This is a genomic window from Winogradskyella algicola, assembly GCF_005869935.1.
Taxonomy (GTDB): domain Bacteria; phylum Bacteroidota; class Bacteroidia; order Flavobacteriales; family Flavobacteriaceae; genus Winogradskyella; species Winogradskyella algicola.
In genome coordinates, this window is sequence record NZ_SZQF01000003.1 from 270,607 (window position 1) to 296,338 (window position 25,732).

The 25,732-nt window shown below is 33.3% G+C and carries 30 protein-coding genes; 13 read left to right on the forward strand and 17 right to left on the reverse strand.

Annotation, left to right across the window (positions count from 1 at the left end; genetic code table 11):
• Positions 1-75: 75 nt before the first annotated feature.
• From porD to FC091_RS07345, 6 genes are all read right to left on the reverse strand, one after another.
• Positions 76-963 carry a type IX secretion system protein PorD gene (gene porD, locus FC091_RS07320; RefSeq protein WP_138433624.1) on the reverse strand — a complete coding sequence of 296 codons (888 nt, stop codon included), beginning with the start codon at positions 961-963 and terminating at the stop codon, positions 76-78.
• Entirely contained in the window at positions 956-2,167 is a 1,212-nt protein-coding gene (gene coaBC, locus FC091_RS07325; RefSeq protein ID WP_138433625.1) for a bifunctional phosphopantothenoylcysteine decarboxylase/phosphopantothenate--cysteine ligase CoaBC, read from the reverse strand. Before coaBC ends, porD begins: the two co-directional genes overlap by 8 nt.
• 7 nt (positions 2,168-2,174) lie before the next feature.
• Positions 2,175-2,501, reverse strand: coding sequence for a DNA-directed RNA polymerase subunit omega (locus tag FC091_RS07330; RefSeq protein ID WP_076616447.1), 327 nt, complete (start codon positions 2,499-2,501; stop codon positions 2,175-2,177).
• Positions 2,502-2,512: 11 nt separating this feature from the next.
• On the reverse strand, positions 2,513-3,313 hold the full coding sequence (locus tag FC091_RS07335) for an outer membrane protein assembly factor BamD (protein WP_171032486.1): 801 nt from the start codon (positions 3,311-3,313) through the stop codon (positions 2,513-2,515).
• A gap of 108 nt (positions 3,314-3,421) precedes the next feature.
• The gene (dapA, locus tag FC091_RS07340) at positions 3,422-4,306 is read right to left on the reverse strand and encodes a 4-hydroxy-tetrahydrodipicolinate synthase (protein WP_138433627.1); all 885 of its coding nucleotides are present in this window, start codon (positions 4,304-4,306) and stop codon (positions 3,422-3,424) included.
• Entirely contained in the window at positions 4,306-4,824 is a 519-nt protein-coding gene (locus FC091_RS07345) for a DUF6913 domain-containing protein (protein ID WP_138433628.1), read from the reverse strand. Before FC091_RS07345 ends, dapA begins: the two co-directional genes overlap by 1 nt.
• Before the next feature lie 99 nt (positions 4,825-4,923).
• Between FC091_RS07345 and FC091_RS07350 the strand changes: the two genes are divergently transcribed.
• From FC091_RS07350 to FC091_RS07360, 3 genes are read left to right on the forward strand one after another with little or no spacing between them, the layout of a single operon-like run.
• Positions 4,924-5,649, forward strand: coding sequence for a 5'-nucleotidase C-terminal domain-containing protein (locus tag FC091_RS07350; protein ID WP_317128733.1), 726 nt, complete (start codon positions 4,924-4,926; stop codon positions 5,647-5,649).
• 2 nt (positions 5,650-5,651) lie between these two features.
• Positions 5,652-6,563: a bifunctional metallophosphatase/5'-nucleotidase gene (locus FC091_RS07355; protein WP_138433668.1), complete on the forward strand. Its 912-nt coding sequence runs from the start codon at positions 5,652-5,654 to the stop codon at positions 6,561-6,563.
• 57 nt (positions 6,564-6,620) lie between these two features.
• Positions 6,621-7,013, forward strand: coding sequence for a DoxX family membrane protein (locus FC091_RS07360; protein ID WP_138433630.1), 393 nt, complete (start codon positions 6,621-6,623; stop codon positions 7,011-7,013).
• Here the strand turns inward: FC091_RS07360 and FC091_RS07365 are convergent.
• The 5 genes from FC091_RS07365 to FC091_RS07385 all read right to left on the reverse strand — a co-directional run bounded on the left by FC091_RS07365 (position 7,002) and on the right by FC091_RS07385 (position 11,800).
• Positions 7,002-7,745 (reverse strand): hypothetical protein, encoded by a 744-nt coding sequence (locus tag FC091_RS07365; protein WP_138433631.1) that lies wholly within the window; start codon positions 7,743-7,745, stop codon positions 7,002-7,004. The two genes, FC091_RS07360 and FC091_RS07365, sit on opposite strands and share 12 nt — an antisense overlap.
• 100 nt (positions 7,746-7,845) lie before the next feature.
• On the reverse strand, positions 7,846-9,840 hold the full coding sequence (ligA, locus tag FC091_RS07370) for an NAD-dependent DNA ligase LigA (protein ID WP_138433632.1): 1,995 nt from the start codon (positions 9,838-9,840) through the stop codon (positions 7,846-7,848).
• 1 nt (position 9,841) lies between these two features.
• Positions 9,842-10,423, reverse strand: coding sequence for an LOG family protein (locus FC091_RS07375; protein ID WP_138433633.1), 582 nt, complete (start codon positions 10,421-10,423; stop codon positions 9,842-9,844).
• A 1-nt stretch (position 10,424) separates the two neighbouring features.
• The gene (gene prmC, locus FC091_RS07380; protein WP_138433634.1) at positions 10,425-11,306 is read right to left on the reverse strand and encodes a peptide chain release factor N(5)-glutamine methyltransferase; all 882 of its coding nucleotides are present in this window, start codon (positions 11,304-11,306) and stop codon (positions 10,425-10,427) included.
• 2 nt (positions 11,307-11,308) lie between these two features.
• Complete coding sequence (locus tag FC091_RS07385; RefSeq protein ID WP_138433635.1) at positions 11,309-11,800, reverse strand: GNAT family N-acetyltransferase; 492 nt, start codon at positions 11,798-11,800, stop codon at positions 11,309-11,311.
• A gap of 62 nt (positions 11,801-11,862) precedes the next feature.
• On the opposite strand from FC091_RS07385, the gene FC091_RS07390 reads away from it, so the two are divergent.
• From FC091_RS07390 to FC091_RS07410, 5 genes are read left to right on the forward strand one after another with little or no spacing between them, the layout of a single operon-like run.
• The gene (locus FC091_RS07390) at positions 11,863-12,321 is read left to right on the forward strand and encodes an LEA type 2 family protein (RefSeq protein WP_138433636.1); all 459 of its coding nucleotides are present in this window, start codon (positions 11,863-11,865) and stop codon (positions 12,319-12,321) included.
• Positions 12,322-13,326 (forward strand): bifunctional diaminohydroxyphosphoribosylaminopyrimidine deaminase/5-amino-6-(5-phosphoribosylamino)uracil reductase RibD, encoded by a 1,005-nt coding sequence (ribD, locus tag FC091_RS07395; RefSeq protein WP_138433637.1) that lies wholly within the window; start codon positions 12,322-12,324, stop codon positions 13,324-13,326.
• Entirely contained in the window at positions 13,319-13,930 is a 612-nt protein-coding gene (locus tag FC091_RS07400; protein ID WP_138433638.1) for an HAD-IA family hydrolase, read from the forward strand. The genes ribD and FC091_RS07400 overlap by 8 nt, the downstream gene beginning before the upstream one ends.
• On the forward strand, positions 13,927-14,775 hold the full coding sequence (locus FC091_RS07405; RefSeq protein ID WP_138433639.1) for a DMT family transporter: 849 nt from the start codon (positions 13,927-13,929) through the stop codon (positions 14,773-14,775). Before FC091_RS07400 ends, FC091_RS07405 begins: the two co-directional genes overlap by 4 nt.
• Positions 14,775-15,383, forward strand: a complete 609-nt coding sequence (locus FC091_RS07410; RefSeq protein WP_138433640.1) for an IMPACT family protein — start codon at positions 14,775-14,777, stop codon at positions 15,381-15,383. The genes FC091_RS07405 and FC091_RS07410 overlap by 1 nt, the downstream gene beginning before the upstream one ends.
• Here the strand turns inward: FC091_RS07410 and FC091_RS07415 are convergent.
• Positions 15,378-15,785 (reverse strand): acyl-CoA thioesterase, encoded by a 408-nt coding sequence (locus tag FC091_RS07415; RefSeq protein ID WP_138433641.1) that lies wholly within the window; start codon positions 15,783-15,785, stop codon positions 15,378-15,380. The two genes, FC091_RS07410 and FC091_RS07415, sit on opposite strands and share 6 nt — an antisense overlap.
• A gap of 200 nt (positions 15,786-15,985) precedes the next feature.
• Between FC091_RS07415 and dnaA the strand changes: the two genes are divergently transcribed.
• The 4 genes from dnaA (at position 15,986) to FC091_RS07435 (ending at position 20,062) form a co-directional block, all read left to right on the forward strand.
• Positions 15,986-17,413 (forward strand): chromosomal replication initiator protein DnaA, encoded by a 1,428-nt coding sequence (gene dnaA / locus FC091_RS07420; protein ID WP_138433642.1) that lies wholly within the window; start codon positions 15,986-15,988, stop codon positions 17,411-17,413.
• 12 nt (positions 17,414-17,425) lie between these two features.
• Positions 17,426-17,887 (forward strand): low molecular weight protein-tyrosine-phosphatase, encoded by a 462-nt coding sequence (locus FC091_RS07425; protein WP_138433643.1) that lies wholly within the window; start codon positions 17,426-17,428, stop codon positions 17,885-17,887.
• Between the two features lie 66 nt (positions 17,888-17,953).
• Positions 17,954-19,345 carry a PQQ-dependent sugar dehydrogenase gene (locus FC091_RS07430; protein WP_138433644.1) on the forward strand — a complete coding sequence of 464 codons (1,392 nt, stop codon included), beginning with the start codon at positions 17,954-17,956 and terminating at the stop codon, positions 19,343-19,345.
• Positions 19,346-20,062 (forward strand): SAM-dependent methyltransferase, encoded by a 717-nt coding sequence (locus FC091_RS07435; RefSeq protein WP_138433645.1) that lies wholly within the window; start codon positions 19,346-19,348, stop codon positions 20,060-20,062.
• On the opposite strand, the gene FC091_RS07440 is transcribed toward FC091_RS07435, so the two are convergent.
• The 5 genes from FC091_RS07440 to dapF form a co-directional block, all read right to left on the reverse strand.
• The gene (locus tag FC091_RS07440) at positions 20,059-20,715 is read right to left on the reverse strand and encodes a peptidoglycan-binding protein LysM (RefSeq protein WP_138433646.1); all 657 of its coding nucleotides are present in this window, start codon (positions 20,713-20,715) and stop codon (positions 20,059-20,061) included. The genes FC091_RS07435 and FC091_RS07440 overlap by 4 nt on opposite strands.
• 117 nt (positions 20,716-20,832) lie before the next feature.
• Positions 20,833-21,738 carry a DUF2279 domain-containing protein gene (locus FC091_RS07445; RefSeq protein ID WP_138433647.1) on the reverse strand — a complete coding sequence of 302 codons (906 nt, stop codon included), beginning with the start codon at positions 21,736-21,738 and terminating at the stop codon, positions 20,833-20,835.
• Positions 21,739-21,741: 3 nt separating this feature from the next.
• Entirely contained in the window at positions 21,742-22,785 is a 1,044-nt protein-coding gene (gene mltG / locus FC091_RS07450; RefSeq protein ID WP_138433648.1) for an endolytic transglycosylase MltG, read from the reverse strand.
• Positions 22,786-22,788: 3 nt separating this feature from the next.
• Entirely contained in the window at positions 22,789-23,313 is a 525-nt protein-coding gene (locus tag FC091_RS07455; RefSeq protein ID WP_138433649.1) for a GNAT family N-acetyltransferase, read from the reverse strand.
• Entirely contained in the window at positions 23,307-24,086 is a 780-nt protein-coding gene (gene dapF, locus FC091_RS07460) for a diaminopimelate epimerase (RefSeq protein ID WP_138433650.1), read from the reverse strand. The genes FC091_RS07455 and dapF overlap by 7 nt, the downstream gene beginning before the upstream one ends.
• Positions 24,087-24,236: 150 nt before the next feature.
• Between dapF and FC091_RS07465 the strand changes: the two genes are divergently transcribed.
• A complete protein-coding gene (locus tag FC091_RS07465) occupies positions 24,237-25,643 on the forward strand; it encodes a S1C family serine protease (RefSeq protein WP_171032487.1) in 1,407 nt (468 codons plus the stop codon).
• The last annotated feature ends 89 nt before the right edge of the window (positions 25,644-25,732 follow it).

Genomic DNA, 25,732 nt, shown 5'->3' on the forward strand with positions numbered 1-25,732 from the left:
ATCTATAATTTGTTTTTACAAAAATATAGAATCTGAGTGAAGTTGAGAATGGCTATTCAAAAAATAAAGAGAAAATTAAAACTTAATTTTTCGCCATTTCTGAGAGTGCATTGGTGCAATTTTATTAAGTATGTCTACAGCTTCTACAATATTAACACTTGGACCACCAGAGAGTACGTCCATAATTTCATCAGATTTAGCATCAAAGAACACACGCATTAAGTAAGAATTTGGACGTCTTCTATGTATGTTTTGTAGTTCAGATAAAGTAGAAATAATTTTAGACTTCCCACCTTTTGCGTCCTCAGCCATTATATCCATACCTTCTATATGGTAGCTGTACATTGTAGATCTAATCTCTTTAAATGTAGGTGACAATAAGTTATCAATTAAAGCAAAACGCGATTGTAGACCATCTTCTAGTTTCCAGCCTTGTCCGTTAAGTTGTTGCGAGTAGTTTGCTATAGTTTGTGCCTGAGCAAAATATTCATCACCTCCATTTAACGCAAATGAATCCGCATCCATTCCTAAAATCATAAACACATGAAAAGATAACACAGACACCAAATTAGATTCAAACTGTAATGGGTTAAATACCATATTTTGATATTCTATATACTGAAAATTGAAGTCCCTATCGTTATAGTTATAGACCGGAGAACTATATGTAGAATTAAACACTGGTCTGGAAGAAGAAACCTGTAAGGTGGCACTGAAGCTGTCATTCTCATAATTGCTAATGTTAATAACCATACTACAGTTAATACGCTCTTCTGCACCAAAGTTTTTCTCCGTCCATTTGGTGTTATTTATAAATTCATTGAGCTGTTTTTCTAAGGTTTTAAAAACAACATTATTGTCATTTCCCGTTTGCTGAGCAATGACACTAACAGTACAGTTCAACTCTTGCGAAAACACAACCGCTGAGAATAAAAAGGCTAATAAAACTAATAATCTACGCATCTAGCTGTTTTAAGATCTGTTGCATTAAATCTTTAGCAACTTCAGCTTTAGATTTAAGCGGATTTTCAATAATATCGTTAGACGATGTTATAAATGTAACTTTATTTGTTGATACTCCAAAACCAGCACCTTTATCTTGCAAAGAATTAAGCACAATTAAATCTAAATTTTTAGATTTTAACTTTCCTTTGGCATGCTCTAATTCGTTATTGGTTTCTAATGCAAAACCAACTAAAAATTGATGCTTTTTTATCTCGCCTAGAGATTTTAGAATATCTTTTGTTTTTTCTAACTCAATACTAAACGTAGTATCTTTCTTTTTTATTTTTTGGTTGGCTACATTTTTTGGTCTGTAATCGGCTACAGCAGCAGAAAGAATTGCGATATCCGAAGAATTAAAATGTTGATGTACTTCATTATACATATCTTCCGCACTAACCACAGACTTTACACTAACTAGTGCATGCGTTATAGTTTGATGCGTTGGTCCTGAAACCAAAATGACCTCAGCACCAAGATTCGCTGCTGCCCTTGCGATTTCAAAACCCATTTTTCCGCTAGAATGATTTCCGATAAATCGCACAGGATCTAAAGCCTCATAAGTTGGGCCAGCAGTAATAAGTACCTTTTTACCATGCAAAGGCAATTGCTTCAAAACATCTTTTTCCACAAAACTTACAATATCTTCTGGCTCTGACATACGACCTTCGCCTACCAAACCACTGGCTAACTCTCCGGTACCTGCAGGTATCATTTTATTTCCGTAAGCGGTTAGTTTTTCGAAAGACGTTTTTGTAGATTCGTGCTTGTACATATCTAAATCCATTGCAGGAGCAAAATATACAGGACACTTAGCTGAAAGGTATGTAGCTAAAAGGATATTATCGCAAACACCATTAGCCATTTTTGCCATGGTATTAGCAGTTGCGGGAGCAATTACAAAATAATCTGCCCATAATCCTAGTTCTACATGATTGTTCCAAACCTCGTTATCATCATCTTCGTCAACAAAAGATGAGTATACTGGATTTTTAGATAAGGTTGAAAGCGTAAGTGGAGTTATAAAATCTTTAGAAGCAGGCGTCATAACAACTTTAACGTTGGCGCCTGCTTTAATGAATAATCTGACTAAACTTGCAGATTTATATGCGGCAATACCTGCTGTAATGCCTAATAAAATATTTTTGTCTCTTAGAATAGACATCTAAGGATTATTGTTGAGTATCCTCAGTATTTCTGTGATAAATTTTACCATCTAACCACTCTTTTACTGCTAATGCATGTGGCTTAGGTAATTTTTCGTAAAACTTAGAAACTTCAATCTGCTCTTTGTTTTCGAAAATTTCTTCAAGGCTATCGTTGTAAGTTGCAAACTCTTCAAGCTTGTCTATTAACTCACGTCGTATATCTGTATTAATTTGCTCAGCACGCTTAGAGATAACAGAAATCGCTTCATAAATATTATCCGTCGCAGCATCAACTTCATTTCTGTTATACGTTACAGTTGAAACAGGTGCATCTGTCTTTTTTAAATCCATCGTTATAATGATTAACTTTTTGTTGTTATATTTTGTAATTCTTCTTCTAATTTATTGTTCCACTCTGTTGTTTCTGCAAGAAACTCTGAGTTAGGATAAGCCTTCACAAAAGCTTTATAATAATTCTTAGCCAAATTTAATCGCTCTTCCTTTAACCTATCCACACTTAATATCGCCAGATTATATTCTGCATGCAACCTATAATACAAGGCTTTTTCTCTTAAAGAAGATCCAGGAAAATCTAACAAGAAATTGTTAAAAGACTTTACAGACGCCTTGTAATCTTTAATCAAGTCATACTGTTTAGCAATTTCAAACGCTTTCTTTTCTAATTTAAAATCCAATTCCTTAACCAATGTATTTGCCTCTGCCAAATATTGAGAGTTAGGATATTGGTTTACAAATAACTGTAATTTTTCAATAGCCTCGACAGTCTCTTTCTGTTCTTTAGAGTATACAGGCGAATTAAAATAGTATCCTTTTGCAGACTTAAAAGCTGCTTCTTCTGCCTTTTCACTTTGTGGATAAATATCTGTGAACTTATCAAAATGATAGCTTGCAATGTAATAATCACCCATTTCGTAAGAGCAGTTAGCATGCATGTATGTTAACTTTTCAGCCTGAGGTTTCCCTCTATACTTTGGAAGAATCTGATCTAAAAGTCTCTTAGACTTACTCCATTTTTCAGCTTCGTACAATTCATCAGCCATCTTAAATTTCTCAGCTATATCTTCAGATTTTAATGCTTTCTGAAAATCGCTACACGACACCAATAAAATGGTTGCTAAAAGTATGTAAATTCCTTGCTTCATAAATTTTAAACAGGATGCAAAAGTACACATTTTTAACGGATTTTAAAAACATAAATTATACGCTAAAATAATGGTTGTTTTAAATGCACTGTGTTATTTAAACTAAGTTTAACTTTTACCTAAATCTTTTAAAGCAATCTTTATATCTTTTTTAAGCTGATCTGTTGCTTCAACAAGCGGTAAACGAACATAAGATTTAGAAATTTCTAGTGCTTCTAAAACTGCTTTTATACCAGCAGGATTATTCTCAGAAAAAATTAAACGTGTTATTGGCATTAAATCGAAATGAACTTTATAGGCTTCTTTAGCTCTACCTGCAATACCTAAACGAATCATTTCGGAAAATTCTTTTGGCAATGCTTGTCCTATAACCGAGATTACACCAGAACCACCTGCTAAGGCTACACCTAATGCTAAATCATCATCACCAGATAACACCAAGAAATCTTCAGGCTTTTTTCTTAGCAATTCTAGATATTGATGTACGTTATTACCTGCTTCTTTAACAGCAATGATGTTTTCAAAATCCTTAGCAAGTCTTATTGTTGTTTCTGGTAACATGTTAGACGAAGTTCTACCTGGAACATTATATAAAATTATTGGTTTTGGTGACACCTCAGCTATGGCTTTAAAATGCTGATAGATGCCTTCTTGCGTAGGTTTGCTATAATACGGAGACACTGATAAAATGGCATCTATGCTAGATAAATCTGTAGTCTTAATTTCGTTTATGATTGACGCTGTATTATTTCCCCCAATACCTAAAACCAATGGTAGCCTTCCGTTGTTTACTTTGCTTATAAACTTTATTAACTCCTTTTTTTCTTCTGCAGTAACCGTAACACTTTCGCCTGTGGTACCACTAATTACTAAGTACTCTGTACCGTTCTTAATATTATACTCTACCAATCGCTCAAGCCCTTCAAAATCTATACTTAAATCTGCATTAAATGGTGTAATTAGCGCTACTCCTGTACCTATAAATTTGGTCATTATAATTTGTTTAAAATGTTTAAATATTTTTTTAGTTCGTTTTTAAATATCTTAATGTCTTTTGGATTTACATCAATGATTAAATCATATAAACGTTCATCTTTTCTGCTAAGACCTACTTTTAAGTTGGCTTTAGATGCTGCAGTTATTAAATCTAACTCAGGTGTTTCATTTTTATAATAACTTACCAATACATCAAAGGGTTCATCTATAAATGCTTGCAAGTCGATATTGTTTATTTTTCCCTTCCACCCAAAATGCTTTGGTGAAAAATAAGTTTCCCATTGGCTTCCTTCGTACTTATCATCTTTTGTAAAAGCAATAATCTTGTGCTTTGGAGATGTTAAGTTCAATTCTTTAAAATAATTCCTAAAGGCTTCAAAATCTTCGAATTCGCTTACATTAAGTAAAATCGCAATAACTTTAACTTTATTGTTGTTTACAGCTGCTTTACGAGCAGACAACAATTTGTTTACATATTTTTGATTTGATTTTTCCTTAAATGCTTTTAAAATCATTTATCTTTAGCCTTTGTTGCAAATTTAGCAAAAGCACATCCATTTTTTTACTACTATTTTAAAACAATGATTAAAAAATCACTTTTTTTAGTTCTTTTTTTGAGCCTTGTATATTCTTGTAAAGAACTACCAAATAGAATTGAAGGTAATCGTCTAGAAATTGACGAAAAAATTACATCAAACAAGGAGATAGAAGATTTTATAAGCCCTTACAGAGACAACGTAAATAAGAATTTAGACAGTATTATCTCATTTGCACCTGAAACCTATTCTAAAACCGATGGAGAATTAAATACTGCCATTGGCAACTTAATGGCTGATGCTGTGTTTAGTGAAAGTAATCCTATATTTAATAAGCGTACAGGCAAGAATATTGATTTTGTTTTACTGAATCATGGTGGAATTAGAGCTATAATTTCTCAAGGAAATATCACGACAAGAACAGCTTACGAAGTTATGCCTTTTGAAAATTCTGTTGTAGTTGTTGCTTTAAAAGGAAAACAAATAAATGAACTCTTTACCTATCTCTCTAAAGCTAAACGTGCTCACCCAGTCTCTAAGCAAGTTGAATTACTTTTAGATGAAGATTTTAACATTAAAAAAGCATTGGTTAATGGCAAAAAAGTTTCTGAAGATGAAACATACTATGTTGCCACTAACGATTATCTATATAATGGCGGTGACCGCATGACATTCTTTCATCCAAACGATAGCCTATACACACTAGATTATAAAATTAGAAATGTATTGATTGATTATTTCAAAAAAGAAGACACCATCAATCCTAAAATTGACAATCGTTTCACAAAGTTAACTGCAGAATAATGATGAAAAGAAGGCAATTTATACAACAAACAACTGCTGCTACAGCACTTGCTGGTTTAGGAGCATTAAATCTTCAATCTTGTGTACCAAACAGAAAACATATTACGATTCTGCACACTAACGATGTACATAGTCATATAGATCCTTTTGGACCAAACGACAAAAGAAATGCAAACAAAGGTGGTGTTGCAAGACGTGCTACTTTGGTTGAAAATATTAGAAAAGAAAATCCCAATACATTATTGTTAGATGCTGGTGATATTTTTCAAGGTACTCCTTATTTCAATTATTATGGAGGTGAACTTGAGTTTAAGCTAATGAGTATGCTTAATTATGATTTGGCAACTATTGGCAACCATGATTTTGATAATGGCATAGACGGACTTTATGCACAATTACCACATGCAAAGTTTGAGTTTGTTTCTGCAAATTATGACTTTTCCAATACGGTAATGGACACACATGTAAAACCATACAAGGTTCTTGTAAAAGATGGTGTTAGAATTGGCGTATTTGGTTTGGGCATTCAACTTGAAGGTTTGGTCGATAAAAAAATGTATAAAGAAACTGTTTATCACAATCCAATTGAAGTTGCACAAGATATGTCGCGTATCTTAAAAGAAGAAGAGTCTTGCGACTTGGTTATCTGTCTTTCTCATATAGGATATTATTATAAAAATAGTCCAGATCGCGTTTGTGATTTAAATTTGGCTAAAGCTACAAAGGATATCGATTTAATTATTGGTGGACACACACATACGTTTTTACCAAAACCAACTATAACTCAAAATAGTGAAGGCAAGAATGTATTGGTTAATCAGGTTGGTGCTTACGGATTATATTTAGGTAGAATTGACTTTTATTTTGAACAAGGTAAGCCTCTTTATTCAGATAGCACCACAATAATCGTTTAGTAATTTTTGTAAGTTCCTAAAATTGAATCGTCTAAGATTTCAACTAAACCAAAGTTTATGAAATCTTACAAAATTATTCTTATGCTAAGAATAGCCGTTGCTGTTATATTGATTCAAACGCTTCGCTTTAAGTTTACCGCGCATCCAGATAGTGTCTATATTTTTGAAACTGTAGGTCTGGAGCCTTATGGACGAATAGGAGTTGGAATATTAGAGCTAGTCGCTGGAATTTTACTGTTAATACCAAAAACTGTTTGGGCAGGAGCACTTTTAACCTTAGGCCTTATAGGTGGCGCAATAGTAATGCATTTAACACAACTAGGTATTGAAGTAAACGGAGATGGCGGAGTTCTATTTTATACAGCAATGATAACATTTCTGTTGAGTGCTGTAATTCTTTATTATTTCAGAAAAGATATTCCGGTTGTAGGCAAGAAATTAAGCTTCTAATTGCTCGTCCATATCCAAATATGTAGGCTGCGGACCAGTATGATCAATTTGCGATTGTAAGTAGAAGAACACAAACGCTACAACTAGGAAAAACGAATAAATAAATCCTAAATTTTTATCTTCTAAAATATAATAATAAGCTAATTGTATTATTTCTGAAAAAACTATACAAATAGAACCTAATAGAAAAAGCATAGATTTATTATCATTTCTATACATATAGTCTATTAAAGCTACAGATAATAACGTCATTATAATACCATTATAAACAAACTCTAAAATATATTCATAAGTAGTAAGTGAATTCCCAGTAGCATCTGTTACAATAATTACACAAAACACATCTAATACAACAAGAATTATAACAGGAATTAACAACTCTCTAAAAACCTTACCAACATTAATTGAAGTTAAAACTTTGATTATCAAAAATAAATATGCACTAATAAAAAGGATATTAGCACCATAATAATGTATATCAAATTGGTCTACCTCTAATAATGGCATAAACCAGCCTGTATAACTTAAAATGTGACCGATTGAAAAAATTACCAAAAACCAAAAGAAATGCTTAGACTTATCTGCTGTCCAACCACAATACAAAATGGTCAATAGCACAAGCATCAGAGCACTTACAGCGGCACCTTGTACTTCATAGGCAAGACCTTGAAGTATTATAAAAACACCACCCAAGAGCAATAGTAGTACTTTTAAGATTTTATTTACTAACATTAATTAATCCCTTATTAATTAGGCGAATATATCAAAAAAAAACAATTAAACGATAAAAAAACGCTTTTTATCGATAAAAAGTTAATTTTTTTGTAGGAATTTATTTCAAAAAAGATAAGAATTCTTGTTCTGAAAGAATAGTGAGACCCAAATTTTCTGCTTTTGTACGCTTACTTGGTCCCATTTTGTCACCTGCAACAACATAACTGGTTTTTGATGATATGGAGGACGACACCTTTCCACCATTATCTTCAATGAGTTTTTTAAGCTCGTTTCTAGAAATGGATTCAAATACACCTGAAACTACGAAAGTTTGTCCTTTGAGTTTTTCCGTTTGGTTAGCTAGTTTCGCTGCAGAGATTTCTAATTGCACACCATATCCTTTCAATCGCTCTATAATTGTTTTATTTTCTTCTGAAGAAAAGAACTCCACAACACTTTCTGCAATACGCTCACCTATTTCATCTACAGTTACCAAATCCAAGACTGAAGCAAACATTAACGCATCTATAGATTTATAATGCTTTGCTAATTTTTTAGCAACAGTTTCTCCAACATACCTAATACCTAAAGCAAATAAGACACGTTCAAACGGAATTTGTTTAGAGGCCTCAATACCTTTTACCAAATTCTCAGCACTTTTTTCCGCCATGCGTTCTAACGGAATAACTTGTTCTACTGTTAACTCATATAAATCAGCATAGTTTGAAATTAAGCCTTCTTTTACCAAAAGCGCAACGGTTTCTCCACCAAGACCCTCAATATCCATTGCCTTTCTTGAAATATAATGTTGAATACGACCTATTATTTGTGGTGGACAACCATTATAATTAGGGCAATAATGCTTTGCTTCCCCTTCTGGTCTTACCAATTCGGTTTGACACTCAGGACAATTTGTAATGTAGACTGTTGGTTTAGAATCTTCAGGACGTTTTGCAAGGTCTACAGCAATAATCTTTGGAATAATTTCGCCACCTTTCTCAACAAAGACCTCGTCTCCCTCTCTAATGTCTAACTTTTCAATCTGATCAGCGTTATGCAACGATGCACGTTTTACTATTGTACCAGCCAATTGCACTGGCTCTAAATTCGCCACAGGTGTAATGGCTCCTGTACGACCAACTTGATACGTAATTTCATTTAACCTAGTTGAAACTTGTTCGGCTTTAAATTTATAAGCCATAGCCCAACGTGGTGCTTTGGCTGTATAACCTAACTCATCTTGCTGATATAAACTATTTACCTTTACCACTACTCCATCAATTTCGTATGGCAGACTGTGTCGGTATTCATCCCAAAAATTTACGTACTCTAAAACCTCATCAATAGAATTAACCAATTTCGCTTCTTGTGGTACCTTAAAGCCCCATTCTCTGGCTTTTTCTAAACCTTCAAACTGCGTAGAAATATTAAGATTATTACCTTTAATACTATATAGAAGACATTCTAAAGGTCGCTTTGCCACCTCAGCACTATCTTGCAGCTTTAAACTTCCTGATGCTGTATTTCTGGGATTTCGATAGGGTTCTTCATCATTAGCAATACGCTCTTCGTTCATTTTTAAAAATCCTTCAATAGGTAAAATGATTTCACCTCTTATATCAAAACGCTCTGGATAATCACCTTTTAACTGAAGTGGTACTGTATTAATGGTTTTTACATTAGCCGTAACTTCATCTCCTTGCACTCCGTCACCTCTGGTAACTGCTCTTACGAGTTTTCCGTTTTCGTAGGTTAAGTTCATCGATACACCATCGTACTTTAACTCACATGTGTATTGCACGTCACCATCGACCATTTTTTTGATGCGCTTTTCCCAGTCCATTAAATCTTCTTTAGAATAAGAGTTATCTAAAGAATACATTCTAAAATCGTGTACAACCGTATTAAAATTCTTAGTAATTGTACCACCTACACGTTTTGTCGGCGAATTTTCATCATAAAATTCTGGATGTGCTTCTTCTAAAGCTTGAAGTTCTTTCAACTTCATATCAAACTCATAATCGCTAATGGTAGGATTATCGAGTATATAATAATTATAATTGTGTTGACGTAACTCGTCTCTTAAGGATTCAATCTTAGATTTTATATCCATTCTATAATCTTTCTTTATTCAACCATTTTGGCGCAGGCAATGGTTTGTAATTATTCATTTTATCTAAAAGTCCTTCAATGGTTGTGTCTAAAACAACAGCATCTAAATTGTTTTGTTTTAAAAATCCACGTTCTACCATCATTTTGCATTGCTCTATCAAAGCATCGTAATAGCCATTGATATTTAAAATACCAATAGGTTTGGTATGTAAGCCTAATTGTCCCCAAGTTGTGATTTCAAAAAACTCATCCATAGTACCAAAACCACCAGGAATAATAATGAAACCATCACTTTTTTCATACATAATAACTTTTCTATCATGCATGTTGTCTGTGGTAATCAATTCCGTTAATTCTGTATGAACAATTTCTTTGGTTTTAAGAAATGATGGAATAACACCAACTGTTTTACCGCCGTTTTCTATAACACCTTCTGCAACTTTTCCCATGATACCAATCTTTGCTGCACCATAAACAAGCGTTATATTTTTTTGAGCAAATTCTTTACCTAAAGCATAAGCTGTAGTAATAATTTCGTTGTCATTTCCATCGCTACTTCCGCAAAAAACTGATACACTTTTCATGTTACTTTTTTGTTCCTTTTAACATTCTGTCATTACCGTTTAAATCCTTTCTCAATTCAATCGCTTTAAATTCGGCATCAACTAAAAGTTGCTTTGTTTGTTGTCCAAGATACTGGTTAATTTCAAAATACAGCGAGCCGTTAGACTTCAACTTATTAACAGCAAAATCAGTTATAGCTTTGTAAAAAATTAATGGTTTTTCGTTTTCTACAAAGAGTGCTAAATGTGGTTCATTATCGAGAACGTTAGGCTTAATTTCTTGCTTTTCTAATTTTCGTACGTATGGCGGATTTGAAACGATGATATCGAAAAAGCCCATCTGTCGCAAAGCTACACCTTCCCAAAGGGAAGACTCTAAAATATCGGCTTTAATAAACTTAACTTCAACTCCATTACTATCCGCATTCTCTTTGGCTACTTCTAAAGCAGACTCTGATATATCAACAGCAAAAACCTGAGCTTCTGACAAGTGCTTTGCCAACGAAATTGCAATACAACCAGAACCTGTTCCTATATCTAAAATCTTTATTGTTTCAGAATTTTGAATTTTATATTTTACATCCTTTATAATCCAATCTACAAGCTCTTCGGTTTCTGGTCTTGGAATGAGTACATTGTCATTCACTTTAAATAGCAACCCGTAAAACTCAGTTTCTCCCAATAAATATTGAATTGGTTTTTGCTGCTTTAACCCTTCTAAAATTTCAAAAAAGAAATCGATTTCAGGTTTAGACAAGGTAAATTCAGGATCTAATTGCAACTGAATTCTGGCCACACTAAGACGATGTTCTAAGCTTAAATAAAAAAAGCTTGCTACCTCATCCTTACCATAAATTTGATCTAATTCCTTATGAAATATGTCTTTTAAATCCTTTGCTTTCAAAATTAAAATGTTTTAAGCATCCAAACCGTACATGAGTAATGACCTGTATTCCCCATCGGTTTATCGATAAATTCAAAACCTACCTTTTTGTACAATTTTCTGGCATCATTCATATAAGGCATGGTTTCTAAATAACAACTTTCAAAACCAGCGTTTTTGGCAAAGTCTAAACATGTATTCATCATTTTAGTTCCTAATCCTTTTCCTCTGGCTTCTTGCATAAAATACATTTTTTGCAACTCGCAAACATTTCCTTCGTAATTATTTAATGGTGCAATACCAGCACCACCAAGAATCTCTTCATTTTGAGCTAAAACAAAATATCGGGTTTTAGGATAACTATACGTTTCTGTCATACAATCTAACGACACATCTTCGTATGCAGTACCTACCTTTGGCACTCCCATTTCTATTAAAACACTTCGTATAGCTTTGGCTATTTTAGGATTGTCCTTTTGTTCTATTTCTCGAATAACTATGGTATCTTTACCCACCTTAATTAAAACTTTTATTCTGTCTGTTTTTACGGCATGAAGATAATTATAAATACCTTTTTATGATTAAAAGAATATTATTCATTTTGATGATTTGTTCACTTGTTTTCAACTGCACCGTTAGAGAAAAACCTAAGTTTATCGGCATTGATAATATCAAGGTTTTAGATTCTAATATTGAGACTATTACCATTAGTGCAGATGCAGAGTTTAGCAACCCAAATGATGTTGGTGGCACACTTCAAACAGATGCTTTAAAAGTGTTTGTTAACGACAGAGAAATAGCCACATTTACATCAAAAGAATTTAAAGTACCTTCTAAAGACAAGTTCAAAATTCCACTTACGGTTTCTATTGCTACAGATAGCATTATAAATAAAGGTAATCTTGGTGGTTTGTTGGGTAGTTTACTATCTAAAAAATTAAAAGTGCAATACAAAGGCGATATTAAGTTCAAGGTTTTAGGCTATTCTTCTACCTATAATATTGATAAAACTGAAGACGTAAAAATTAAGTTATAGGTGCAAAAACACGAGCATTACATAAAACGCTGCTTACAAATTGCCAAAAACGGATTAGGAACCACGAGACCAAATCCCATGGTAGGCGCTGTTATTGTGCATAACGACAGTATTATTGGAGAAGGTTTTACCAGCGCTTATGGAGGGCCACACGCCGAAGTTAATGCAGTAAATTCTGTTAAAAACAAATCCTTATTAAAAGACAGTACAATTTACGTGCTTTTAGAGCCTTGCAGCCATTACGGAAAAACACCACCTTGTAGTGACCTCATTATACATCACAACATCCCAAATGTGGTAATTGGCTGTGTAGATGACAATCCTGATGTTGCAGGCAAAGGCATTGCCAAATTAAAGGCTCATGGTTGCAATGTTATTGTTGGTGTTTTAGAAGCAGAATGTAAAGCGCATTTAAAGCGTTTTTTTGCACATCACAATAAAAAACGACCATATATAATTTTGAAATGGGCCGAAACCGAAGATGGTTTTATGGCACCAGAAACTAAGGATGAACAAAAACCAGTTTGGATTACAAACACTTATTCAAGACAATTGGTACACAAATGGCGCGCTGAAGAACAAGCCATTTTAGTCGGAACAAATACAGTAATTGAAGACAACCCTAGTCTTACCGTTAGAGATTATACTGGTGAAAATCCTATTAGAATTGTTATAGATAAGAACAACAAACTCGAAGAGAGTTATAAAGTTTTTGATTCCTCAGCTAAAACCATCAGACTCACTAAAACTGAGCTTAATTTTGATGAAACTCTGGCTTCTGAGATTTGTAATTATTTACACCAACACAATATAAACTCTGTGATTATTGAAGGTGGTGCTAAAACGCTTGAAACCTTTATTGATGAAAATTTATGGGACGAAGCTCGGATTTTTATTGGTAAAACTAATTTTAAATCAGGTACAAAAGCACCGCAGCTAAATAGTACATTAGTTTCAGAAAAATTAATAAAAGGAGATCGCCTAAAATTATACATTAATGATTGATACGCTTATTTTCGATTTTGGTGATGTTTTTATCAACCTAGACAAGCAAGGTGCTATGCTAAACGCACTTAATTTGTTTGAGATTGATACGTTTGAAGACGACATGATTAACACCAATATTCTATATGAAATTGGTAAAATTTCAACTGAAGAATTTATTAATTTTTATGCATCTAAATTTTCACATTTAGATGAAAATCAAATCATTGATGCATGGAATTATATCCTAAAAGATTTTCCTAAATATCGCTTAGAGTTTATTCAACAACTTTCAAAAGAACAACGCTACAAACTGATATTATTAAGCAACACTAATGATATGCATATAGACTTTATAAAGACTAATATTAGTTTCTATGAAGACTTTAAAAGCTGTTTTGACCAGTTTTATCTATCCCAAGAAATTCAGTTGAGAAAACCTAATAGAGATATTTTTGATTTTGTTTTAGAAAGTAATAATCTAAAACCTGAAAGTTGCTTTTTTGTTGATGATACTAAAGAAAATACAGACACAGCGAAATCTCTTGGTATTAAGGTTTGGAATATTGATGAAACCAAAGAAGATGTTATTAATTTGTTTAATCTTAATAATACACTGTTTTGATTTTCCTTGTACTGAGTGTCTTATCCTCAACGTCTATTTTTATTTTATTTAAACTCTTTAAACTATATAATGTTGATACACTCCAAGCTATCGTATACAATTATATTACCGCCAGCATCTGTGGAATCATTCTATTCGACAAAAAAAATGATATTATAGATTTTGTTAATGAGCCTTGGTTTTATGTAGCACTAGTATTAGGGTTTTTATTTATTAGCATATTTAATGTTATGGCACTTACAGCTCAGAAAAATGGATTATCAGTAGCATCTGTTGCGAGTAAAATGAGTGTTATAATACCTATTTTATTCGGAATCATCGTTTACAATGAAAGTGTGGGTTTTTATAAGATAGTGGGCATTATGTTCGCTTTAGTTGCTGTCGTCTTAGCATCAATAAAGCCTAAAAGTAATGTAAGATTGACAAAGACCATCTATCTGCCTATTATCCTATTTTTAGGTTCTGGTGTTATAGAAACAAGTGTTAACCATTTTGCACCTGAAGGGAATATGCCTTTATTTTTGGCTATCATATTTGCTAGCGCAGGAATTATAGGATTGATATTAGTATCTATAAAAACCATAAAAGAAAAACAGGTTTTTAAAGTAAAAGCCATTCCCTTTGGTTTTGCTTTAGGTTTAGTAAACTATTGTTCCATGTATTTTTTATTAAAAGCATTAAGAGTAGAAGGATTTGAAAGTTCTGTCGTTTTTACCGTAAATAATGTAGCGATTGTTGCAGTATCTTGTTTAACAGGCTTATTACTTTTTAAAGAAGTGATATCTTCTAAAAACTGGTTTGGTATTGGCTTAGCTTTAATTTCAATAATTTTAGTAACCTTATAATGTTGACTCAAGACATATATAAAACCATTTCTAAATCTTCGGTTGGAGAGTTGTTTAAAGACAAAAACAGTAAATTTATTGGTTTTGCATTTCCGGTTGAAAACGAAGATCAAATAAAAGCTTACATAGATGAAGTTAAAAAAGAGCATCACTCGGCAAGGCATTGGTGCTATGCTTATCAATTAGGGACAGAAAACATAAGTTTTAGAGCAAACGATGATGGAGAACCCAATAATTCTGCTGGAATGCCAATCTATGGGCAAATTCAGTCTTATGAACTAACTAATATTCTTGTTGTAGTTGTTAGGTATTATGGCGGAATAAAGCTTGGTGTTGGTGGCTTAATCAACGCTTACAAAACTGGCGCTCAATTTGCTCTTGAAGCTTCAGAAATTATTGAAAAAACAATTAATAAGCATTTCTCACTCAAATTTGAATATAAAAACATGAGTAAGGTGATGCGAATTCTTAAAGAGCATCAAATAGAAATATTAAAACAAACCTTAGAGCTTGATTGTTTGTTAGAAATATCTGTCAGAAAAGGTAACGCTTCAAAAGTATTTGAAATATTTAACCAGTTTTATGGTGTTACAATTGATGAATTATAACGAATAATTTTGCAGTTTGTCTAAAAGATATTTTGGGCATCTTGTAGGTCTATTTTTTTTTGTGTCAATAAAAGCTAAAATAGTATTGCCAGTTGCCAATAATTCACCTTTATGATTTGTTAACTCATAATCAAACTCTATGGATGCAGTTGGCATTTTCTTCAACTTAGTTTTTACTTTAAGCACATCATCATAACGTGCTGAATTTTTGTAGTTTATATTAAGTGAAATTACCGGAAGCATTATACCTTCTGCTTCCATAGCACTATAATTGAATCCAAACTCTCTTAGCCACTCCGTTCTACCTACCTCAAAGTATACAGCATAATTAGCGTGATACACAACTCCCATCTGGTCAGTTTCGCCATAGCGGACACGTATTTTTGTTTCGTTATAATTCAAAATTTTAGATGATTTTTAATAAAAAATTTGTAGTTTTAGAAGATTTTAAACATGGGGAAAAAAATCTTAAAATTCAATTAGAATTGATTTTTTTTTTAAAAATTTTGTTCACATATTTGTCATGTTCAAAATGCTGAGAGAATCCTAATTCTCTTTTTTTTTGCTAATCTAACTAACAACTTAAAATCTAAATTTAACTAATGGAGATCACAGCGGATTCTGTATGGAGTAATTGTCTCGATTTTATTAAAGATAATATACAACCCCAAGCCTATAAAACGTGGTTTGAACCCATACAAGCTGTAAAACTTACTGGCAATGCATTGAGTATTCAAGTACCAAGTAAGTTTTTCTATGAGTGGTTAGAAGAGCATTATGTTAAAATCCTTAAAGTAGCTCTTACTAAGGAGTTAGGAGACGATGCCAAATTGGTGTATGTTATTAAGATGGAGAACACCTATGGCAACAAGCAACCTTTTACAGAAAAGATTCCAAGTGCTAACAGAACACCAGTAAAGTCGCAAGATGTTGATGTTCCATTTAATAATAAAAGTCCTGAGTTAAAAAATCCATTCATAATTCCTGGCATAAGAAATGTAAAAATTGAGTCTCAACTCAATCCAAGCTACACGTTTGAAAACTTTTTAGAGGGTGACTCTAATCGTTTGGCAAGAAATGCAGGAATTGCTGTTGCCAATAAACCAGGTGGAACGTCTTTTAATCCACTTTTAATTTTTGGTGGAGTTGGTTTAGGAAAAACACACCTAGCTCACGCTATTGGTGTAGATATAAAAGATAAATATCCAGAAAAAACTGTCCTTTATATTTCGGCTGAAAAATTTACGCAGCAGTATATAGATTCTGTTAAGAAAAACAATAGAAACGACTTTATTCATTTTTATCAAATCATTGATGTTCTAATAATTGACGACGTACAATTCTTATCTGGTAAAACAGGTACGCAAGATGTATTCTTCCATATCTTTAACCACTTGCACCAAAATGGTAAGCAAGTTGTATTAACGAGTGATAAAGCACCTGTTGATATGCAAGATATTGAGCAGCGTTTATTATCTCGTTTTAAATGGGGACTTTCTGCTGAGTTACAAACTCCAGATTTTGAAACTAGGGTCTCTATCCTTAAAAACAAGCTTTACAGAGATGGTGTAGAAATGCCAGATGAAATTGTAGAGTATGTTGCTAAGCACATAAAAACAAATGTTAGAGAACTTGAAGGTGCCATAATCTCTTTAATAGCACAATCATCTTTCAATAAAAAAGAAATTACAATAAACCTTGCTAAGGATATTGTAGACAAATTTGTTAAAAACACAAAACGCGAAGTATCTATAGACTATATCCAAAAAGTCGTTTCAGATTATTTTCAGATGGATGTAAGTACACTTCAATCTAAAACGCGTAAACGACATATTGTACAAGCGCGTCAGTTGGCTATGTTTTTTGCAAAAAAATACACTAAAGCGTCTTTGGCAAGTATTGGCTCTCAAATTGGGCAGCGCGATCATGCTACGGTATTACATGCTTGTAAAACTGTTGATAACTTATCGTCTACTGACAAACAGTTTAGAAAATACGTTGAGGATTTAGCCAAAAAATTATCGCTTTAAACATTTAACGCCATGACTAAAATTCTAATGGTGTGTCTTGGCAACATTTGTCGTTCGCCATTAGCCCATGGTATCTTGGAATCCAAACTTAACACTTCTAAATTTTATGTTGATTCTGCCGGTACAGCAGCATATCATGCAGGTCTTCAACCAGATCAGAGGTCCATTAAAGTAGCCAAAAACAATGGTGTAGATATAAGTCACCAAACAGCTAGGCAATTTAAAGCTTCAGATTTTGATAAATTTGATTATATCTATGCTATGGATGCTTCAAACTACACCAACATTGTTAGTCTGGCAAGAAATAATTCGGATATAGGAAAGGTGAAACTATTTCTTGAGGAAAATCCAAATGTTTCAAATAAAAATGTACCTGATCCTTATTACGGAGATATGAGTGATTTTGAATATGTTTTTGATTTGATTGAAACCACTTCTGCGATAATAGCAAAAAAGTTGCTTGAAGATTTATAGAACATAAAATCAATTATTTGATTTTTCGTAACTTAGAAACGTTTAAATGTTCTAAAAACACACGCTATGAGAATACTATTTGCAATTATTGGTATCATTTATCTAAATATTACCTTTGCCCAAGATATAGAATTAGAGTCTTTTGCCTCAGGTTTTAATCGTCCTGTAAACATAAAACACGCTGGTGATGATAGGTTGTTTGTGGTTGAACAAGATGGTATAATTAAAATTGTTAATTCTGACGGAACAATTGAAACTACAAATTTTTTAGACATAGATGATCGTGTTAGGAGCATTGGGAATGAACAAGGCTTATTAGGTTTGGCATTTCACCCAAATTTTGACACTAATGGTTATTTTTTTGTTTATTATACAGATAATTCAGGAGACACCGTAATCTCACGATTCTCAAGGATTGGAACTAATCCTACAATTGCAGATCCTAATTCAGAATTAGAAATACTTACTTACTCGCAACCCTTTAGCAATCATAATGGTGGTGAATTACAGTTTGGACCAGATGGATATTTATACATTTCGAGCGGAGATGGTGGCTCTGGTGGAGACCCTCAAAATAACGGTCAAAATCTGAACAGCTTACTTGGCAAGCTTTTACGAATTGATGTAAACAACTCAACAGTCTCAAATCCTTACGCTATTCCTTCAGATAACCCTTTTGTAGGTAATCCGAGCGCCAGGGACGAAATCTGGGCATATGGGTTGCGAAATGCTTGGAAATTTTCTTTTGACAGTATGAATAACGATTTATGGATTGCAGATGTTGGGCAAAATGCCAGAGAGGAAATTAATCAGGCGGCTTCTACTGATGCTGGACTCAATTATGGGTGGAGATGCTATGAAGGTAATAATAGCTTCAACCTAACTGGCTGCCCAAGCAGTAGCACATTAACTTTTCCTGTAGCGGAATACTCACATTCTGGCGGAAGATGCTCTATCACTGGCGGATATGTCTACAGAGGCTCAACTTACCCAAATTTAGTTGGTACTTATTTATTTGGAGATGTATGTACGCAAGAAATTGGGTATTTAAAATTTGAAAACGGTAGTTGGAATTCAACTTTTGAAAGTTTCTCTGGTAATTGGGTAGCTTTTGGTGAAGATATAAACGGAGAGCTTTATGTTTCTAGTCTTGGAGGTAGTATTTTTAAAGTTACGGATTCCCTTCTTAGTATCGATGAGAATACTCAAAATTCAATATCTATATATCCTAACCCAGCTAACACTACTCTGAATATAGACTTTCCGAATGGCACATCTGGTGATTCAACAAATATTGATATTTATGACATACAAGGAAAGTTAATAAAGTCTATTTTAAAAGATAATAATGATACTTTTACAAGCATAAATATTTCAGAACTAAAAAGTGGTTTTTATATCATAAAACTTAAATCTGAAAACGGTAAAAAACTCACTAAAAAATTTGTTATAAATTAAATGACAAGCTCAAAAGGCCAGCTATATCTTATCCCAACACGATTAGGAGATAATCCACCTTTGGAGGTTCTACCAATCTCTATTAAAAAAGTAATTGAAGACATTGATTATTATATTGTTGAAAATGAAAAAACAGCTCGTCGTTTTATTAAACGTATTTCGCCTAACAAATCTCAGCCTTCACTTAAGCTAAGTGTACTCAATAAATATACAACAGAAGAAGAGCGTAATACTTTTTTAAATCCTTGCTTAGAAGGTCGTACTATTGGGTTACTTTCTGAAGCAGGTTGTCCTGCTATCGCAGATCCAGGCTCTGATATTGTTAGCTTAGCACATAACATGAATATAAAAGTTGTACCTTTAGTTGGACCTTCTTCAATACTATTGGCTTTAATGGCTTCTGGTATGAATGGGCAGAGTTTTTGTTTTAACGGTTATTTACCAATAGACAAAGCTGAAAGAAAATCTAAATTAAAAAGCTTAGAGCGTTTATCATCGGAGCACAATCAAGCTCAAATTTTTATTGAAACTCCTTACAGAAACATGAAAATGCTTGATGACCTGGCGAATGTATTACATCCTGAAACCAGAGTTTGTGTAGCTTGCGATCTAACACTACCTAGCGAATTTATAAAAACACAACCCGCCAAAGACTGGAAACTTAATAAAGAGGACCTACATAAAAGGCCTGCTATATTTATTATTCAAAAAAGTTAAATTCTTGCTTTGGCCTTTTTGTTTGGCTTAATGATAGTTGTATCGTAACCAGAAAACTTTTTCATGTAGTATTTTACAGTAGAGCCATACGCATCAGAAAGGTTGTAGTCTCCATAGCTGCGTAAAAACTTTTTAACCGTTCCAGGACCAGCGAGATGTGCCGCAGCTAAAATACCAGATTCGGTTACCTTAACTCCACCGATATACTTACCATCAAAACGCTTAATGTCCTTTCTTAAAATCCATTTGTTTCGTGATGCATTTGCCATAAATGCTTTTTCCTGAAGTTCTGGATTGTACAGAAACTGATTAGGGTTATAAATACCAATTAACTTTAAAGTTTCAGCACCAAATTGATATTTCCCTAAATAACCTAATGTGTTTACAGTAAAATAATCTCCTCTAGATTCTTTAAATGCAAGTGCTTCTTTAAAACCTTCGAAGGACTTACCTAGATGTGGTGTAAAAATATCTGATTTAGCAACATCATTACCTTGAGACATGGCTAAATCTGACTTGATATTGTAGTTTAAATCCAAACCTTCTGTTGAATACATCTCTGTATTTAAGGAGGAATTTGGATAAAGTGCCAACGCAATTACTAAGCAAATTGAAAATGGCAACAAATAATTCTTAACGCTATTTTTTATCATAACAGCCAATTTTTAACTGATAAAACTTTCCCCAAAAGTCTTTATCAAAATCGCGTGCAAATATACGAATTTTATTTAAATATTGAAAATCAACATGTTAAGGTTTGTTAAAAGTTATTAATAGTAGATATAATGCATCTTTAAACGTCCCTTACTATTTAATTCCAATGCTGGGAAAGGCACCTTAATTACGTTTAAAACGTCAAAAATGGTTTTTAGAAAATGAGATTTTGTTTTAATTCTGCTTAAATCTACATCTAGGCTTAGGTAATATTGCCGTGTTCTATTTTGATTTAGAAACAAAGGATCATTAGGTTCGCCTGTTAACATACCATCTGCTCCATAACCAAATGCAAGATTTAGCCAATTAGGAAGGTGATTTGTTTTTAAAAATGAATTAAGATTTGCACTCAACCAATAGGTCTGACCATTATAATCTTTTAAAAATTCTTCGGCTAACCCGTTGCCTAATTTATCTGGTCGTTGCTTTGCAAATCTTGTTTGATGGAACGAATATTTTAAAAGGATACGTTGTTCTTGCCACAATAACTCCTGACCAACAAAAAGTCCTGTACCAAGCGTATTAGCAGCCATATCGCTCCATGAAAAACCCCATTCTTCTGAAAAGCCATCCATGACCTCAACAGTAGTTAAAAATCCAAGTCCTAATGCTGAACCATATATGATTTGATTTTTTTTACTCACACCAGCCCAATTAAGTGTATTTGCACCCAATCTACCAATCTGATAGGAAGAAAATACATGCCCTAACTTATCCATCTGCAACCACTCACCACTATCATCTAGCGTTTTAAACTTTGATCGCGGATAATCGACATACCATAATTGATTTAGACCTATCAACGTAGTAGTAGCTAAAGAAATTTCGGAAATAAGAACAGTATTTCTTCGTGACTTGTTTAGAGAATCACTTGGTTTTAAAAACTGATTAAGTCTGGATTGCGCAAAAATAGAACCACTAACACAAAGCAGAAATATGATATGTGTTATAACACACCTCAAGCCTTACCTATTAATACCTTGTGAAGACAGATAGCTTTGATATTCTCTAGCATTATTATTATGCTGTGCCAGAGTTTTTGCAAACTTATGATAGCCTAAACGTTTTGCATCAGCTGCGAAATAAAGATAATTATGCTTTTCAGGGTTTAAAACAGCTTTTACTGCAGATAAGTCTGGCATTGCTATAAGTCCTGGTGGCAAACCTAAATTCTTATAAGTGTTGTAAGGCGAATCTATTTCTTTATGAATATTTAAAACGCGACGTATCACTGTATTCTCATATTTTGGCAACTGATAAGCTGCAAACTTTAAGGTTGGGTCTGCTTGCAATGGCATACCTATTCGTAATCTATTGAGGTAGACTCCTGCAACTCTTGGCTGCTCATCCGCTTGTTTTGATTCTTCGTGTACAATTGATGCCAAGGTCATCACCTCGTCTGGAGATAAGTTTAATTCCTTAGCTTTTGCTAGCCTAGATTCATTCCAAAACCGGTTATACTCTTTCAGCATTTTATCTCTAAAGCCTTCTGCTGAAGTATTCCAGAAAAACTCATAACTGTTTGGCAAATACATGCCTAACGCTGTTGCCTCTGTAAAGTCATTTTTCTTCAAGAAATCTTTATCTTTCATAGCTTTGAGCAGCGACAAACTATCAGCTTCTATTTGAGTGCTAATTCTTCCGGCTAAATCCTCTAGACTATTTTGGTTATTGAATGCTATTTTTAAAGGTAAATTTCTACTTCTTATAGAATTAATAATCTCATTATTATTCATCCCTTTTGAAATGGCAAATCGCCCAGCTTTTATATTAGATGTGTATTTTTTCTGTTTAGCCAATGCATCAAAAGAACCTATATCTTTTAACAATGGCTCTAACTGCTGTCTTACTTGCATATAATTAGCATCAGCAGGCACATAAATGTATTCTTTTTCTGTTTCAAAATTTGTATTAGGCTGAAACATGGCGACATATATGTAATAAGCAATAGCACCGAAAATTACTAAACCAATTACGGCAACTGCCCAAAGTATTTTCTTTATATACATAGATTATCTGTTAATACGCTGTAATATATATTCATTTGAAAATTGTTGCCCATCAAAACTCCAATCCTCCTTTAATCCTATTTTTTTGAAACCATTGTTTTCAAACAATCTTAAACTGGCTTCATTACTTTCTGAAATATTAGCATATACCTGATGCAAATGAAGGATTTTAAAACAATAATCAACCAGCAAATTCAAAGCTTCTTTTCCGTATCCTTTATAACGATTGGCTTTGTCTTTAATTAATATTCCAATACCTGCACGTTTGTTTTTAATATCAAAATCAAACACATCTATGAGACCAATAGCTATTCCTTCGGCTGTACAAATAGCTAATCGCAATTGTTTAGCTTCAAAAATGTCTTGTTGTGCGTTTTCTAAATATTGCTTTATTAAAAACCGAGAATAAGGTGTTTGCGTGTCGCTTAGTACCCAAAGTGAAGTATCGTTTTCTATTTCATAGATGAAATCGAGATCCTCAGGTTCTAAAGCTCGCAAATAGATATGTTTGCCTTTTAAACTTACCATTCTATTTCACCTTTAAACACTTGCTCTGCAGGACCAACAAGCCAAATATCTTTATAACCTTCAGGACTTTTAGCAAAGTGTACCTTAAGTTCACCTCCTACAACTTTAAGCTCAACTTCATTTCTTGTGGTCTTGTTATTATGATGCATGGCTAGTGCAACAGCTGTAACACCAGTACCGCAAGACAATGTCTCATCCTCTACTCCGCGTTCATACGTTCTAACAGCAAATCGGTTATCTGCTAATTGTTCAACAAAATTAACGTTGCTTCCTACTTCATTATACAGTGCGCCATATCTTATAGCAGACCCTTTAGATTTCACATTTAAAGTTTCAATATTAGACACCATTTCTACATGATGCGGAGATCCTGTATCTAGAAATGAATGACTATCAAAAACTTCAATTCTGTCGACATCTTGCATATGCAAATGCACAATACCATCCTTAATTTTAGCTTTATGTAAACCATCAATAGCAAAAAATTCAGTGTCATTCTCAATAATGCCAAGAAACTTTGCGAAAGCCACGATACAACGTCCACCATTACCACACATAGAACTTTGGTTACCATCAGAATTATAATACACCATCTTAAAATCTGAAGATGTGTCATTTTCTAACAGTATAAAACCATCTGCACCAATGCCAAAACGTCTGTCGCACAATTCTGCTATGCGTTTGGTATTGTTTTTGTCTATGCGTTGTAGACGATTATCAACAATTATAAAGTCGTTCCCTGTACCTTGATATTTATAAAATGTCATTGTCATAATTCTGAACAAATATAAGAATTAAAGACCGTATTTAGCGATGTTAAAGGGCAGTTAAAGTTGACGTTAAATAGTCGTTAAAATGAATATTAAAATTCAATATATATCTAAATTTAAACGTTAAAAAGAAAAACTTAAATCCTGAAAATTATGAAGAAGATTTTAACTTTAGTTGGTGTTTCGGTATTAGGTGGTTTACTAACCTTAGGCGGTTACAAGCTTTTTATTGAAAAACAACATTCAGAGCAATTAGCTACAGAACAAGTTTCTGATCTACCAATATTTATCCCAACAAACAACACAATTAATAACGCTGCTGCAATAACACCAAACTTTGTTGAAGCCGCAGAAAAATCTTTGGACGCAGTAGTACACGTTAAAAATACTGCAATTGTTTCTGCACCTGTCACAATGAGTGATTACTTTTTCGGTCGATCGCAACCTCGTGCACAAGTTGGTACAGGTAGTGGTGTAATTATTTCACCAACAGGTTACATTGTAACTAATAACCACGTTATACAAAATGCAAATGAAATTAGCATCACATTAAACAATAATAAAACCTACATGGCAGAATTAGTTGGTACTGATGAAGCCACAGACATTGCACTCATAAAAATTGAAGCAGATGAAGATTTGCCATTTTTGGCCTTTGGTGACTCGGATAACGCTAAAATTGGAGAATGGGTTTTGGCTGTTGGAAATCCGTTTAATTTAAATTCTACTGTAACAGCTGGTATTATAAGTGCAAAATCGAGAGATTTGAGCGGAAGAAACACCCAATCATTTATTCAAACCGATGCCGCTGTCAATCCAGGTAATTCTGGTGGTGCTTTAGTAAATACTAATGGAGATTTAATTGGAATAAATACGGCCATTTCATCTAGAGATGGATCTTACATAGGTTATTCGTTTGCGGTACCTAGTAATATTGCTCGCAAAATTGTAAACGATATTATGGAGTACGGAAATGTGCAAAATGGTATTCTTGGTGTTATCGGAAGCGCCCTAAACAGTCAAACAGCAAAACAAATAGGTATTGACATGACGGAAGGTTTTTACGTTAGTAATGTTACAGAAGACACTGGTGCAGAAAAAGCAGGAATTAAAACAGGTGACATTATTAAAAAACTAGATAATGTTGAAATTAATAAGTTTTCAGATTTAGCTGGCTACCTAAAAACTAAAAGTCCAAACGATGTTGTAAATGTAACACTAATAAGAGATGGAGATGAAGAAGTGGTCCCTGTGACCTTATTAAAAAATCCAATTTTTGAACTTCAAACCATTGGTATTATTAGAAATGCTTCAAAGAATGACTTAAAAAAATTCAAAACTGATTATGGTGTGAAGATTTCGCGCTTCGATGAGCGCTACCAAGCCTATTGGAACAGAGAAGGCATAGAAGAAGGTAGTATCGTTACACGTATTAATGGCAAAAAACTATACTCAGTAGATGATGCTCAAAACGCGATGAAAACAAGAAGTATGAACGATCCACTTCAGATTGAGGTTATAAATAAAGAAGGTGAAAAGGTTGTCTACAACTTTAGATAAAAGACCTTAAAAACAGATTAAAATCACCCTTCAAAGTACAATTCTTTGAAGGGTTTTTATTTTTGGTAAAATGTGTTACGAAAACGTTT